The following is a 16,073-nucleotide window of genomic DNA, read 5'->3' on the forward strand; positions in this document are numbered from 1 at the left end:
CTAATAGACGCATTAATTTCTTATTATTTTCAAATATTTGTAATTTTTAATTATCGGACAATTATTATCTTTTTATAAATCACTTCATTTGATTGTGTTTGCAGAACTGCAAAATATGCTCCGCTCGTCAGGTTCGATAAATCCCAAATGTATTGATTCGTCCCGTTTTTTAGTGTAAATCTGTTTTCAGCAATTTTTTCGCCAATCGCCGAAATTACAGATATTTCTGCAGTTTGTTCGCCGAAATGCTCGTAATCAATTATTATTTCAGTTTTGCCGACATTCATCGAAATATTCTTTAAGTGCGGCAAATACTGGATAGTTGTGAAATTTCGGGCATTGCAATATCCGGAAATTGCCAGTGAACCGTCCTTTGTAACAGGTTTTGCTTGTTTGTCTGCTATTATTGATACATTTTCAAACTTAATGGGAGTTTCGGTCGGGGTTGCCAATAGTGCAATTCCTTTAATTTCAAACAAAGTGCCGGGCTTTTGGAAAATTTCCTGAGGCTGGCTCGCTTCGAAATTTAATACGTTATACTTATAGTCGAAGTTCAATTTCTGCTCGTCGCCGTATGTTGCTCTAAGTTCGAGTGGTTCAAACAAAAGTCGCGACAGACTAATCGCAAAATCCACTTTTTCGGGTCGCAATTTCAGTATCGCTGTATCAAGTCGGACGTTAATATTGAGAGTGTCGCCCGGTTTGGCAACGTAATCGTCTATTATTAACACTGGGAAATATTCTTCCGGAGGAACGCTTGCAATCAAATCAACACTCAGTGTGTCTAAACAATTTGTAATCTTTTCTATTAGCAAGCTCGCGGATTTGTTCCCAACTGCTTTTGCTGTAAATGTAATATCATTGCTGATTTTCTGATTCGGCTCTAACTTGTAAATCGTTGCGTCGTATGCAAATTCATCGCTCAGTGGAACAGTGCCAATTATTTTATAGTCCAATGGCTCGTCCGAAATATTTGTAGCTTCGAACGATAATATTTTGCTCTCGCCCATCCACACAGATGCAAAATCAAGCACCGCAGGGGCAATCGACAACTTAGGTTCGATTTTTCTGCATACCAGATTTATATCAAACGAAGTGTTGCAAGCTTTGCTTCTAATTGTAATGCTTGCCGAGTAAAATCCTTCATTCGGCATCGCAGAAATATCGAGCTCAATCGGTATCGTTGCCGTCGAGTTCGAAAGTATTGGCAATTCATTGGGCGACAACAACTTAATAAAGTTCGAAGTAGGCGGCGAAACAATGATTGTATCGTTAAGCAATCCATAGTTTGTTACAAGCAGAGTATCAAAAATATTCGAGAAGCACTTTTCGACCTTTCCGTAGTCAATAAATGCACGGTTTGATGTCAGAATGCTTTTGCGAAATTCAGCAATAAGCGGTATTTCTATAGTTTGCGGATTTATTCCTTTCGTAGTAATTAATAAAATATTTTCGAAACGCCCTTCCGCGGCTGGGAAGAAACCGATGTTCAACCTTAAAGTTTGATTTGGTGCTAATAGCAATGGCAAAGTTGGCGGGAAGATAATATAGAATGGTGTATTGACGCTTGCAAGCGAAATAGAAGCAATCGTGTCTATTATGGCAGCCTCATTTTTTAAGGAAATTTGCAGACGTTCTTCTCTCGGGTTGCAGGTCGTTAACCCAAAATTCAATGTGTCGGCATCAGTGGAAATAAAATTATAGAAGGACACAAACTCAACAGGAACACAAATATCAGTCGGGCACACTCCGTCGTTCGATAAGCAAACCGTGAAGTTCCATTTTCCTTCAATATCTGAACGAACCTTAATTGGCAGCGAAATTTCTTCGTTTTCTCCAATAACAAAGGGAACGCTCTGAGTAAATTCAACGTCTATTGGCAAATCCGGCGGAATAATTTGCACTCTGGTGATTTTTTCCGGTATGTTCGACAAAGATTTTATTGTAAAAATGCTTCCCGATTGCATTCCTACCAAGCTTGCCAAGCGAATTTCGTTCGGCGACACCTCAAATTGACTTTCAACTGCAAATCCTCTCACAATAAACGTAATTTCCTTTTCGCAAGGTTCGTATTTAACCGTAATTGTATCTGAGAAGTAGCCTTTTTGCTTTATGGTGGCATTGAGCACATAACTTTTCTGCTGCGATGGCAAAATTTCGAGAATTTCAGAAGATAAAGAAATATTCTTGCTCTCTATGGACATGCCTTCCAGTGTTGCCGGCAGATTGCCAAGATTATTCAACGTAAGAGCTTTTTGCAGAGAAACGCCAACGCAAACTGTATCGAAATCAATTTCAACAAAACCCGGAGCAATCAACGGGGAATTGTATCTCGCCCGCAAATCTATATAATATGGGCTCTTCTGCCCGAATTTACGTGTCCCGTCGTTGTTCAAAATTTCAATTCGGGCAGTGTTGCCTCCACCAGAATTTGCATCGTAAGCAACAAGCAAAGTGTCGCTCTGCCCAATAGATATTGTCGCAGGAATTGATTGACCGCTTGCAAATCCCTTGATTGAGAACGAAGGATTGTTCGCTGTCAGATTAACACTCGAAATCACAAGTTCAGAATTTCCGTTGTTCGAAATTGGTACCCGGAATAGAGTGCTTGTGGCACAATCGATAGACTGCACTGCTTCCAGCGGCGCATCAATTATTGGAGATACTGCATAAGCTCTTACGGTAACATATTTAATATTATCGCAAAGCTTCGTTCTAACCTCGAACGTTGCATTATACCAGCCTGTATCGGGCGGATTAATCAAAAAATTGGTAGCTACAGAAATTTGAGACAATCGAACCGGCAACTGCGTCGCGACTTGAATTGCCGGACTACCCGAAATTTGCTGTATTCGCTCTAATGTGTCGATTGAGGAACTTGTCCAGTAGAATGTCGCAATTGTCGGGTATCCGCAAGCAACCGGATTGAGCACGACTTCATACTTGTCTGCTTGCAATACGGATTCTACTGCATTGCCTTCCAAAGGAACAATAATGTTTTTACCATTAAGCTGTATGTTTAGCTGGGCGTACTTCATTCCCATTGAGCCCGGCTTGAATTGAATTATTATCGGCAATTTGTCGCAGCTGCTGAGCATCTCTTCTGTCGAATACGGCGATATTATTTCGAAATCAGTCGCATTAATACCAGAAATATAAAACTGAGCAACCGATGAATAAAATGATAGGTTTTTAACCCAAACAGTATCTAACGGAAAATGCCCTATGCAAACATTGCCAAACGAAATATTTTGAGGAGTGGCTTTTGCCGACGCAGGCGAGAGCTTATAAATTCCTTCGCCCACCACCCAGCCGTTAGTCGGTGAAATGAACCAGATATCATCAAGGTTTCCTTCGTCAATTCCGCAGTTGTATTCAGCCCACGTCAGCCCGCCATTGCTTGAATAATACACCTGACGGTCGTATCCGCAAGCCCAGCCGGTAGTTCCGGAAGTCAGAAAAGTGCCGAATAGCGGCGCACGAACAATTGTTCTGTTCCAGGAAGCTCCGTCATTGGTGGAAAAAAGTATTCCGCCTGTATTTCCTGCCCCCGAGCAGGTAGTGCCCGCCGCCGGAATAAGAAACGAGTTGCCCTCGCGGGTGATTTCTTCGTGCCACACTTTAGAACCTGTCCGTGAATGTATTTGCCAGGTTGTGCCCATATCGGTAGTTTTCCAGATTACCCCGCTACTTGCAGCGTATCCCGTGCCGTTGGGATAAACTATGAGGTCTGTCATACCCGAATTCGGTTCGTTTGCAAGGAATAGCGTCCAGGAAGCCCCGCCGTTTGTTGTTCTATAAAAACGCTGAAGGTCATCGGCGCAGCCTCCGCCCACCACCCAGCCGGTGTCTGCATTCATAAAGTAGCAACCCCAATACGACTGGAGTTGGTCCGGAGTAATATCATACCACGTAATCCCGCCATTTACAGTTTTGAAAATACCTTCCACACCCGAAGTGTAGCCAATTTGCAAGGTCGGAAAGTGTATATGTTCGAGATGATACGCCCAAGGCACAATCGAGCCGAGCCAGGTTGTCCCCCCATCAGTTGTCCGCACAACCATCCCATTAAAACCACAAGCCCAGCCGTATTGCGGATTATCGGGATGAAAATATATATCAAGCCAATAATTTGTGCTATACGGTGGTGGCAGATTCACCTTCTCCCAATATCCGAATGGAAGAATATCAGGAGTTGCCAAAATAAAAATTAATGCAAGTAATAGTTTTTTCATCGCAATCGAATAAATTATTAATTACTTTTAATATAGAAACATAAATCAAAAAAATATTTGATTTTTACCCGAATGTTAAATATATTTACAAATAAAAGCGTTTTTTGAAACGTCCTATTTAAACGCACACAAGCTAACTCAAAAATTTAAGCGAGGTCTTTATGAAAAAAGCAGTTATAATGGCAGGTGGTTTTGGCACAAGATTACGTCCCCTTACAATGAATATTCCAAAGCCGATGGTGCCAATTGTCAATATCCCGATGATGGAGCATATAATAAATCTACTAAAAAAGCACGGCATCAATAAAATCGTTTCGTTGCTGTATTTCCAGCCAGAGAAAATTACAAGCTACTTCGAAGATGGTAGCCGCTTCGATGTTGATATGGATTATGTCCAAGCCGCAGCTGACTATGGAACAGCCGGAAGTGTTAAAAACGCTTACGAATTTTTGGATGAGCGATTTATTATTATCAGTGGTGATGTCCTTACAGATTTTGATTTGACAAAAGCAATTGAATTTCACAAAAGCAAAAACGCAAAAGCTACAATTCTACTTACCCGCGTCGATACTCCACTTCAATTCGGAATTGTTATGACAGACGCCGAAGGGAAAATCACCCGCTTCCTTGAAAAACCTTCGTGGGGACAGGTCTTCTCCGATACTATCAATACCGGCATTTACATTTTGGAACCCGATGTGCTCGATATGATTCCATATCGCGAGGAATTCGATTTCAGCAAAGACCTCTTCCCGAAAATGCTCGAACTCGGTATGCCTCTCTATGGCTATATTGCCGATGGATACTGGCGCGATGTCGGCAATCTCGATGAATACATTATCGGGCAGTACGACGCTCTTACCGGCATAATCAAAGTTGAGAAAAAAGGTATCGAGCACGGCAACCTGATTCGCGGCAACAACTGCAACATTGCTCCTACTGCTAAATTTGGCGGCAAGGTGCTCGTCGGCGACAACGTTACCATCGGCGAATACTCCGAATTGATTGACTGCACTATCGGAGACAACTGCGTAATTGGCAACGGTGTTAAATTAATCAGGGCAACTCTCTGGAATAATTGCAAACTCGGCGATTTCGTCAAAATGACTGATGATGTAGTTTGCTCTAACGTCGAAATCGGCAACTCCGTTGTAGTCGGCGAGAATGTTTTTATATCTGATAATTGCAAAATCGAAGACAATGCAATTTTGAAATCCAACATAAAACTGTGGCCCGACAAACACGTTGAGGAAGGTGCTTCGGTTTCGTTCTCGTTAATTCAGGAAGAAAAATGGCAACGCGAGATTTTTACTGATGCTCGCATTTCTGGTGTCTCGAATATTGAAATACACCCCGATTTTGGAACGAAATTAGGTGCAGCGCTTGGGCTTGCTTTTGGTACAAAGGCTCGATTGCTTGCTTCCCGCGACCCGTCGAACATCTCGCGAATTATGAAACGCTCTATTACAGCCGGACTTGCATCTGTTGGAGTAAACATCAGCGACCTGCAGACCACTTCTATTCCCCAAACCCGTCAGGAATTGCGAACAGGACGCTACGATGGCGGACTTCACGTCAGGCGTTCGCCTCGCGACCCCGACCAAACTGATATTATCATCTTCAACAAAGATGGCAGAGACATCTCTATTAATATGGCAAAAAAGATAGAGCGTTTCTTCTTTGGCGAGGATATTAAACGCGTCCATTATTCGCAAATTGGCAAAATCTCTTATCCCGAAAGAACCAACGAAATTTATATTAATCGTTTCCTTGATTCGCTCGATGTCGATTTAATCAAAAATCGTAAATATAAATTATTGGTAGATTATTCCTACGGGCTTGCTTCTACTATTCTTCCGAGCTTGTTGGGCAAGCTTCGGGTGGAAGCTATTTCATTAAATAATTACGTAGATTCTACAATGTTTCATCCCGACCCGCTTTCCCAGCATTCCACTACAGACGAAACAGGCAAAATTATGCGTTCGCTCGGCTATGAACTCGGTTTTAGAATTGAATCCGGCGCAGAAAAAATCTCTATAATTGACGAAAGAGGAACCTGGTACCACCCGATGCGACTGCTTTCGATTGTTACCAAGCTCTTTCTCGAAACAAACCGTCACCGCGAACCTTACAAAATTGCTGTTTCTATTGTTGCCCCGCAGGAAATCGAACTAATTGCTAAAGATTACGATGTTGAGGTTATTCGCATCAAAAATTCACACTCAGCAATGATGGATGCTACTTTGGACGACGACTTATTGTTTGTAGGTGGCGTATGGGGTGGATTTATTTTCCGCGATTTCCTCTTTGCTTCCGATGGAATGTATTCGCTTGGAAAAATTCTCGAAATGCTTGCCCAAACTAATTGCAAAATATCCACTCTCGACGAAAAAATACCTCAACGGTTTGTCTATAGCAAAGATGTAAGCGTTCCCTGGAATGCCAAAGGCACTGTGATGCGGCACGCTATGGAACATTCAGAAGGAATGCAACGCCAGTTGGTTGAAGGTGTGAAAATTTTCGACGGAAATACCTGCGCTTTGCTCCTTCCATCGAAAGAGAGACCTGTTTTCACTGTTTACGGCGAAGCCGACGACTACGAAAATGCCGTCTCTTTGTGCAACAAATACGCTAATCTTGTAGAAAAATGGAAGGAAGAATAAATTCAGACTTTACACGGCTTGCACTGTGAAATATTTACTCAGAGCATTTCTCACAAAAATTAGGGGCGTCGAGCAATACGCCCCTAATTCGTATAATTTTTCGCCTGCTTTCCCTTGAAGCCATTTCCCAAAAATCAATCAATTCGTTGCTTGCAAAAATAATGGCTGCCCTTAGAATTATTGGGGCAGCCATTCAGTTTGTTTATGCTTTATGCCTGTTATTTGGAGTATATCATCTTGCCTTCTAATTTTTTGCCATCATCAAAAGATACAATGTAAAGATAGGTCCCCGGTTTCAGATTTTTCACTGAGCTTGACGAAAACGGAATTTCATTTTTGCCCTTATTCAATTTTCCTTTGTAGATTTCTCCTACAAACTCACCATTAATATCATATAGATTTATGTGAGCATTTTGTTCTTTTAAGCAGTTGATTGCAATTGTTGTTTGGTTCGAAAATGGATTTGGATAGTTCGAAACAGTGCCCAAATTAGCGTCCTGACGGAATTTTTCAGCTTGTTCAAAGAAGTTGCTTCCATCCCAAAGCATAAATCTTTCAATATCAAATCCTCTGTGCATTCTCATCCCATCTGGATTTGGTCCAAAGTCTGGAGCATTAGGACGGCGTTGCTTATTATTTTTGAAATTTGGTGGTTCTGGCTGTATTTTTTCTAATTTTGGTTCAATGTCCTGCAAAATCCAATTGTTGTTTTTGATGATTTTATCTACTTCATCGAATATTGCTTGCATTTTCTGGCGGTGTTCTTCCATTTCGGCACGGAATTTCTGGCGTTCTTCGTAGCTTGGTCTGCTATCGCGGTTTGCTTGAGGTCTTTCGGCACGTTTTTTCATTCCTTCCTCGCGAAGTTCAGCTGCACGCTTGCGAAGATTGTTGAGCTTTTCGAGTTCAGTTTTATTCAGGCGGCTGTCGAGATCTTTTTTGAGTTCTTCAAGTTTTGGGAGCATTTCATTTTGGCAATACTCACGCATTTGTTTGCGTTGCTCTGGATTTGGGCAGTTTGCTCCGCAGTTACCACCTTTGCCACGTCCGCCAAAACCACCGCGTTGAGCAAGCAAGTCCTGCATTGGGAAAATTACCGCTAATAATATTGCTGCCGCGATAATCAATGTTTTTGATTTCATTTTTTCTCCATTCTGTGTTTGTGAAACAAATTACATACATTTGACTTTAAATTTTTAAAAAGGTTTAATCAAAAAATTATTTTCTTAGTCCATCCTAATAATTCTTTATTTTGCAATAACTTAAATTTACTTTATTTTTGCTTTTTATGTTTTTGTCTAAAAAATTATTGTGAGAAGTATGGAGTTTGGTTTAAAAAATTTAATCTTTATTCTAATCTTTTTAGCAGCATTTGGTTTTTTCGCCAAAAATGTTGTTCGCCTGATAGGCTACCTCAGGCTCGGGCAACCGGAAAATAGAACAGACAACATTGCCAAACGTATTTGGCTTACTCTGAAAGTGGCTATTTTTCAGACTAAGATTTTGCGTGAATCAAGTGGTGGAACAATTCACGCTTGGATATTCTGGGGATTCCTTATTTTGCTGTTTGCCGCTTCGAATTCGGTTTTCACCGGATTTGGGATTCACCATTTCTACAATTTTCTCGGTCCGGTTTTTTCTGCAATTACATTCTTCATTGACTTGTTCTGTGTGCTGATAATTATTGCTGTGGTGTGGGCTTTGCTCCGCCGATATGTGATGAAAGTAAAGCGTTTACAGGTTGAAGGCGAGCAACTCGAAGCTGGCTTTATCCTGATGATGATTTTTGTTATCGTAAGCTCCCTGTTGATTGAAAATGCAACTGCAATACTTACAAGCACAGACGCAAGCAATGCTTTCCGTCCGATTTCTGCAGCTATTGCACCGCTTTTTTCACCAAATTCTGCTTCGACAATTCACGAAATTGCATTCTGGGTGCATATTCTTTTCATCTTTGCTTTTATGAATTATCTGCCCTATTCCAAGCATCTTCACGTTTTGACGTCAGTTCCGAACGTGTTTTTGGGTTCGCTCTCGCCTGTCAATAAACTAAAACCAATAAATTTTGAAGCCGAAGGTGTTGAAAAATTCGGTGTTGTCGATATTGAAGACCTTACCTGGAAACAGTTGTTAGACGGATATACCTGCACACACTGCGGGCGTTGCACAAGCGTTTGCCCTGCAAACACAACCGGCAAGAAATTAGACCCGCGCGAAATTATTATGCAAATACGTCATCGCACTTTCGATGTTGCTCCGATTTTGCTGAAAAAACAAAAAGAAAATGCAGAAATTTCGCCCGAAGAGCAAGCCGTTCTCGATAAAAAATTTGTTGGTGATTACGAAGACGTCGAAGCACTTTGGCAATGCACTTCTTGCGGTGCCTGCATGCAGGAATGCCCTGTGATGATCGAACACGTTCCCGCAATTATCGATATGCGTCGCTCGCTCGTTATGATGGAAGCTAATTTCCCATCTCTTCTCCAAAATGCTTTCGGCAACTTAGAAACTAATGCTACTCCCTGGGCATTCTCGCAATCCGAAAGAGCTCGCTGGGCAGAAGATCTTGGCATCCGTCAGGCAGCCGAACACCCCGAATTCGACATCCTTTTCTGGGTTGGTTGCGCCGGTAGCTACGACGACCGCGCTATTAAAATCTCCCGTGCTTTTGCTACTCTTATGCAAAAAGCCGGGATTAACTTTGCAATTTTAGGAACCGAAGAGCAGTGCACCGGCGATGTCGCTCGCCGCGCCGGCAATGAATATTTAGCCGATATGCTTGTAAAAGCTAATATCGAAACTTTGAACCGTTACAACGTTAAAAAGATTGTTACCATTTGCCCTCACTGCTTCAATACTTTGAAAAACGAATATCCTGATTTCGGTGGCAAATACGAAGTTGTTCATCATACCGAATTCTTACTGAATTTGATTAACGAAGGTAAATTGAAACTGAAACCAAACGGCAATGCAATACAAATTGCTTATCACGATTCTTGTTACTTGGGCAGGTACAACGAAATTTACGACAAACCCCGAACACTGCTCCAAAAAGCCGGATACGAAATCAGCGAAGTTGCTCGCAGTGGCGATCGTGGATTCTGTTGTGGTGCTGGCGGTGCTCAAATGTTTATGGAAGAAACCGAAGGCAAACGCGTAAATATCGAACGCACCGAAGAACTGCTCTCGACCGGTTGCTCGCAAATTGCTGTTAATTGCCCGTTCTGCACAACTATGATCACCGACGGAACTAAAGCCAAAGACGCAGAAAACGTTGCCGTTCGCGATATTGCAGAAATTTTGCTTGACTGCGTTGAATAATTCTTCTGAATATAAACTATAAAGGCTGGCATTTTTGCCAGCCTTTGTTATTTTAACAAGTTTAATTCTAAATTTATTTTGTTACTTCTACAAATTTCTTGCCGATTTCCCCGGTCTTTAAATCAAGTGTAAAATTATAATCGTCTGGATCAAGATCCTGAAACATTCCTTCCATAAGCATAAGCAACCCGGCAAGTTGCGGATTGGAACCCATAGCTGCTTTTGCCTGAGCGATTCTCATTTGAATATCTTGAGTATAAAATTGGTCTTCGTTCCCGTGTGAATACGCTTTGTATGCTTCTAAAACTATTGGCAGAAGCATTGAAACCGCCTCGTCTGGCAACCCCATTTGTTTCAAATACGATTGGATAATCATAGAAAGCCCGTCTGTAAAATTATGAAGTGCATATTCCTGAAAAGAACGTCCTTTCGTATCATAATTGATGCTTGTAATTTTCTCAGACGAAACCTGCATCACCCGATTATTATCTATGCTTACTCTTCGAATAGCACAGGGCCATGTAACTGATGAACTTGTTTGCAAATCAACCATAAAATTCCCTCCTGAACGGTAAATTCTGGCATCCTGTGCGTGATGATGTCCCGAAAAAATTACGCTTAATCCGTTCTCTGCAAATGTTTTTGCAACCTGTTCCCAGTTATCTATTACGTATTCGCCGAAAAGCATTTTCTGTCCGACAAAGTGCTCGACGACGTTATGGTGTATTGCACCTATCATTAATTTTTTCTTTTCTTTCCTTCCGTTAGCTTTTCCTTTATCCAGTTAAATGTTGCTGCGCTGAACACTCCGCCGGTAACCGAATGGGGCTTTCCAGCATTGTCTTTCCAGCGGCAAGCGTCTAAGCAAAACAGCCATACTCCATCAACCGGTTCAGCAATGTAGGAGAGCGAACCGTTTGGGTCTGTGGCAATTGCGTTCTTGTATCCATAATCGGCATATATGGATTTATACTGTTCTGCACTTACATTCGGCACTTTTACCGGTGCAGAACCAGTATAAGAATATGAGGCTGGATTTTCAATATCGTGGTTGCCCGGAACGACAAATATTTTTTTACCTTTGTCTTTCAGTTGTTTCAGATACGAAACGAAAAGTTGGTGACTTTTCAGCTCGCCATCTTTTGTCAGATCGCCCGTTACAATTACAATTTTAGAATCGTCCTTCGAAATCATATTGACAATTGATTTCATAATTGCTTCGCTCTCGGCAATCATTTTTCTGTCTGATGCTAAATAGTTTTCGAATGCCTCGCCGCTGGTTCCAAGCGAGTTGTCGTAGAAATGCGGGTCAGAAAATATTGAGATTTTAATTAGGTGTTCGTCTGTTGGTTCAGTTGTAGATTTTGCTTCGGTGCAGGAATTTAGGATAAAAGCGAATAATGCTAATGTAAGCATAAAATTGCGTTTAATAAATGTTCTCACACTCTCTTCCTCTAAAATTGAACAAATAGATATAGCAAAAATATTGTATATATATTAAGTTAATAGAAATTTGAAATGAATAATAAATAAAAATAGGCAGTTGCTGAAAAACATTGAACTAAGACGATAGCAACAGATTTTATGCTCCTTTTGTTAAAATAATTTTAATAATTTTAAACGCACTTTATTATATTTGTTTGATTTAAAACAATAAACTCTTTAATTTATCATTATTTTTTATTTCAGATGAAAAATTATGGCTAAGAAAAAACTTGTTATTGTTGAATCGGCTACCAAATCGAAAACTATAAATAAGTATTTGGGCAAAGACTTCATTGTCGAAGCATCAGTTGGTCATATCAAAGATTTGAGCAAATTTAATCTTGGAATTGACATTAAACAAGGCTTTGCTCCCAAATATGTTGTTATTTCCGGAAAGTCGAAAGTTATTAATAAAATAAAAGCTACTGCCGAAAAAGCTTCGGAAGTGCTTATTGCTACCGACCCCGACCGCGAAGGCGAAGCAATTGCCTGGCATATAGCCGAGGAAATCAAGCCCATAAATAATAATATTAAGCGTATTGTGTTTAATGAAATTACAAAATCCGGTATCGAAAAAGGTATTTCCCAGCCTCGCCAAATAGATGAACGTATGGTCGATTCGCAACAGGCTCGCCGTGTGATGGATAGGCTCATTGGTTTTCAGGTGTCGCCGTTTGTTTCCAAAGCGATGATTTCGAAAACTACCGATCCTTTGTCGGCTGGTCGTGTGCAATCGGTTGCACTACGCCTGATTTGCGAACGCGAGCAGGAAATCCAGTCTTTCAAGCCAATTGAATATTGGAATATTTTCGGCGATTTCTCTTTCGAAGGCTCTTCGCCATTTCAGGCAAAGCTTATTGCATTTCACAATAAATCAATCAAAAATCCTGAGGGCTCTGCCGAAGGCAAAACCGACGAAGAAACGAAAAAAATTCAGGCAAAGCTTTCCAAACTTCATTTTATTCGAAACAAAGAGCAAGCCGAACAACTAATTGCAGAAATAAAACAAAATCAGTTCGTTATTTCTGATATTAAGACAACTCAGGTTAGGAAAAAATCTTCTGCTCCGTTTACTACAAGCACACTGCAACAAGAAGCCTCACGCAAACTCGGTTTTGCCAACAAGAAAACAATGCAAATCGCTCAACAACTCTACGAAGGCGTTTCTTTCGGCGACGAAGGGCAAATCGGTTTGATTACCTATATGCGTACAGACTCCGTTCGGATAAGTCCTGAAGCAATTGCCTCGGTTCGTCAGTTCATCGAAAAATCTTACGGAAAACAATATTTGCCCGCTTCGCCAAATATTTTTTCGACTAAATCTGCAAATGTTCAGGATGCCCACGAAGCAATACGTCCGACCTCTGTCGAGATTACTCCTCAAATTGCCGAAAAACACCTGAGCAAAGACCAGGCAAAACTTTACAGATTAATATATAATAGGTTTATTGCGTCGCAGATGGAATCTGCTCTTTTGGAACAAACTGTTGTCTCGATCGAAGGTGGTAGTTTCCTCTTCCGTGCAACCGGCACAATAGTGAAATTCGATGGATTTATGACTGTATATCAGGATACTCAGGACAACTCAGACAAAGACGAAGAAAACGATGCCCTGCTTCCGAAAAATATTGCAAAAAATAAAAATGTGGAACTTCTTGAAACTGAAGCAAAGCAATCGTTTACTAAACCGCCCGCAAGATACAACGAAGCAAGTCTGGTGAAAGAACTCGACGAATTAGGCATAGGTCGTCCAAGCACTTATGCTCAAATTGTCTCGACTCTGCTCGAACGCAAGTATGTTGAAAAATCGGGTAAAGCTTTTTCTCCAACCGAATTGGGCAAAGATGTTAACGAAATATTAGTAAGCAATTTCCCCGATATTTTTAACGTAGAATTCACTGCAAAAATGGAAGAAGAGCTCGACACAATCGCCGAAGGCAAAAGCACTTACGTTCAGGTTCTGACCGAATTCTACGAACCATTTAGCAAAGCTCTCGCAGAGGCTGATCGTAACGAAACTGACGTCCTTTGCGATGAGTGCGGTGCCCCGATGGTGATAAAAGTTAGCAGACGTGGTCGCTTTTTGGCTTGCTCACGCTATCCCGATTGCACTTTCACCAAGTCCTTGAAGAAAGAAACAAAACCCGTTATTGCCGAAGGAGTTACTTGCGATAAATGTGGCAGTCCTATGGCAATCAGAAAAGGCAGGTATGGTAGTTTCTACGGTTGCACAAATTACCCGAAATGCGACGGAACAAAACCAATAAGCTCCAGCGTTGCTTGCCCCGCTTGCAAAGAAGGACATCTTGTTGAAAAATACAGCCCTAAATCTAAGAAAAAATTCTGGGGTTGCTCGACTTATCCCAAATGCAATTATATTACAAATTACGAACCGGTTGCCAAAGAATGCCCCGAGTGCGGCAACTACTATCTTGAAGTGCGTTACAAAAAAGTTGCTTCCGGCTTCGAAAAATACCTGCATTGCCCACATTGCAAGGCAAAGTTCGAAGAAAATGCAGATTAGCAATATTTTAGCTGCTTAATAGTCTTCAAAATTCAATAAAGTGAGTTGGGTATGGAAAATCAAGAAGTAAATGAATTAGAACTTACACAAGAAAAGTTAGAAAGCAAAATCGAGTCCAGCTGGTATCGCGCCGGCCGGAAACTTGTCGAAACTGCTCTTCAGCTTTTCTTTTCATTTCGTGATGGCGAAACTCCGAACTGGGCAAAAGCAGTAATTTTAGGTGCACTCGGTTATTTTATTACTCCTGTTGATGCAATACCAGACTTTGCTCCTATGCTCGGTTTTTCGGACGACCTTGCTATGATGCTCAGTGCTCTTGCTGTTGTTGCCATTCACGTAAAGGAAGAACACCGTCAGAAAGCTCGCGATATTGCTTCCAGAATTTTTAGGAGTTAGCACTGCGTTCTTTACTTGGTATATGCTTTTGGGGAAAAATGAAAAATAAATTTCTTTTGTTGCTGATTGCTGTCTCGATTGTTTCGGCGTGTCGCTCGTATCGCCCGACAGATTTCGATTTTATTAAATCTATAGACGACCCGCTCGATACAGCTCAAAAACCTATTTATATTACTTCCACTATCCCAATTGATTCGGCAAACTCCAACCAGATTATCTACGATATTTTCCGTATAGAAATTGATAAATATCCCGATACGGTGAAGCTCTATACCCGCGTCTATGATTCACTTGGACGGTTTATTACTCAGATGGCTAAGCCATACAAAAAGTCTGAGGAAAACTATTTTGTCCGTTTACGCGAAACTCTCGGCAAAGTCTATAATACAAGAGATGTTGAAGTCCCCGATTTTAACGTCCGTGAGTTCGGGGCACTCGATTCCATACCTTACAACATTGTTCTTACTGTTGATTATAGCGGTTCGATGGACCCGATTATGGGGGCAATTCATCAAGGTGCAGAAATATTTGTGAAACTTAAATTCCCGTTCGACCAAATTGCAATTGCTACTTTCAATAAAGATTTCGACGTAAAAGTGCCTTTCAGCCGTGATACCTCTACAATTTTGAACTTGTTCCGTGCTAAACGCAAGCAAGGCTTTGGTTTGTTTAGCGGCATTCGCGAAGCTGTATTCAATAGCATCGAGCTATTCGATGGCACAGACCGAACAACTCCGCGTGTGCTTGTCCTGTTCACCGATGGCGACGAAAACTACTCCAAAAAAGAAGTCGGCGAAATCATTAAAGCTGCAAAAGAACGCAACGTTAATATCTTTTGCGTTGCTTTCGGCTACACAAAAGATGAAGAAATGAAAATGCTCGCAGGCTACACCGGCGGAAAATTCTATAAAGTGTATTCCAGGGAACAAATGATTAATGTTTTCCGCGATATCTACAACAGCCTTCGCTATTATTACTTAGTTACATACAAGCCACCAAAATATTGGGGCTGGCACACTGTATTTAGCTACCTGAACCTGCCAAATCGCTCCGATAGCCTTATTGCTATGGGTGAATACGACACTTCTGATTTGTGGAAGGATGTCGGAGATGAATTCGTTCGCCCTATTCTGTTCGATTTCAATAAATGGGATTTAAAGCAGGACGCAATTCCTATCATCGAAGAAATAGTTGATGCAATGCTAACCCGTCCCCGATTGCGTCTGGAAATTCAGGGGCACACCGATAACGTCGGCACTCAGGAATATAATTTGCAACTTTCGGAAAACAGAGCAAAAGCCGTATATGATGCAATTGTTGCCCGTGGTGTGGAACCCAGCCGATTGCGTTATCGTGGATTTGGTTTTGCTAAGCCTGTTGCTTCCAATGCAACAGAAGAAGGACGTGCAAAAAACCGCAGAACACAATTTGTTGTATTAGCCCGGTAGT

Annotated in this window: 9 protein-coding genes; 5 read left to right on the forward strand and 4 right to left on the reverse strand. The window is 41.3% G+C overall.

The annotated features are described in order from the left end of the window. Positions 1-50: 50 nt before the first annotated feature. Positions 51-4,235, reverse strand: coding sequence for a YCF48-related protein (locus tag ACY2LT_RS07910; RefSeq protein ID WP_491814991.1), 4,185 nt, complete (start codon positions 4,233-4,235; stop codon positions 51-53). A gap of 161 nt (positions 4,236-4,396) precedes the next feature. Between ACY2LT_RS07910 and ACY2LT_RS07915 the strand changes: the two genes are divergently transcribed. Beyond that, positions 4,397-6,898, forward strand: coding sequence for a sugar phosphate nucleotidyltransferase (locus ACY2LT_RS07915; protein ID WP_491814992.1), 2,502 nt, complete (start codon positions 4,397-4,399; stop codon positions 6,896-6,898). A 218-nt stretch (positions 6,899-7,116) separates the two neighbouring features. Here ACY2LT_RS07915 and ACY2LT_RS07920 read toward each other — a convergent pair whose 3' ends face one another. Continuing rightward, complete coding sequence (locus tag ACY2LT_RS07920; RefSeq protein WP_491814993.1) at positions 7,117-8,040, reverse strand: T9SS type A sorting domain-containing protein; 924 nt, start codon at positions 8,038-8,040, stop codon at positions 7,117-7,119. Between the two features lie 178 nt (positions 8,041-8,218). On the opposite strand from ACY2LT_RS07920, the gene ACY2LT_RS07925 reads away from it, so the two are divergent. Continuing rightward, positions 8,219-10,219 (forward strand): (Fe-S)-binding protein, encoded by a 2,001-nt coding sequence (locus ACY2LT_RS07925; RefSeq protein ID WP_491814994.1) that lies wholly within the window; start codon positions 8,219-8,221, stop codon positions 10,217-10,219. Between the two features lie 73 nt (positions 10,220-10,292). On the opposite strand, the gene ACY2LT_RS07930 is transcribed toward ACY2LT_RS07925, so the two are convergent. Together ACY2LT_RS07930 and ACY2LT_RS07935 are read right to left on the reverse strand one after the other, a co-directional pair. Next, positions 10,293-10,958: a hypothetical protein gene (locus ACY2LT_RS07930; RefSeq protein ID WP_491814995.1), complete on the reverse strand. Its 666-nt coding sequence runs from the start codon at positions 10,956-10,958 to the stop codon at positions 10,293-10,295. Further along, on the reverse strand, positions 10,958-11,662 hold the full coding sequence (locus tag ACY2LT_RS07935) for a metallophosphoesterase family protein (RefSeq protein WP_491814996.1): 705 nt from the start codon (positions 11,660-11,662) through the stop codon (positions 10,958-10,960). The genes ACY2LT_RS07930 and ACY2LT_RS07935 overlap by 1 nt, the downstream gene beginning before the upstream one ends. A gap of 256 nt (positions 11,663-11,918) precedes the next feature. On the opposite strand from ACY2LT_RS07935, the gene topA reads away from it, so the two are divergent. The 3 genes from topA to ACY2LT_RS07950 are packed head-to-tail and all read left to right on the forward strand — an operon-like array spanning position 11,919 to position 16,072. Next, entirely contained in the window at positions 11,919-14,228 is a 2,310-nt protein-coding gene (gene topA, locus ACY2LT_RS07940; RefSeq protein ID WP_491814997.1) for a type I DNA topoisomerase, read from the forward strand. A 51-nt stretch (positions 14,229-14,279) separates the two neighbouring features. Beyond that, the gene (locus ACY2LT_RS07945) at positions 14,280-14,624 is read left to right on the forward strand and encodes a YkvA family protein (RefSeq protein WP_491814998.1); all 345 of its coding nucleotides are present in this window, start codon (positions 14,280-14,282) and stop codon (positions 14,622-14,624) included. Positions 14,625-14,662: 38 nt separating this feature from the next. After that, entirely contained in the window at positions 14,663-16,072 is a 1,410-nt protein-coding gene (locus ACY2LT_RS07950; RefSeq protein WP_491814999.1) for an OmpA family protein, read from the forward strand. Position 16,073 lies beyond the last annotated feature (1 nt).

The sequence above is a fragment of the Eximiradius proteiniborus genome (assembly GCF_058546985.1).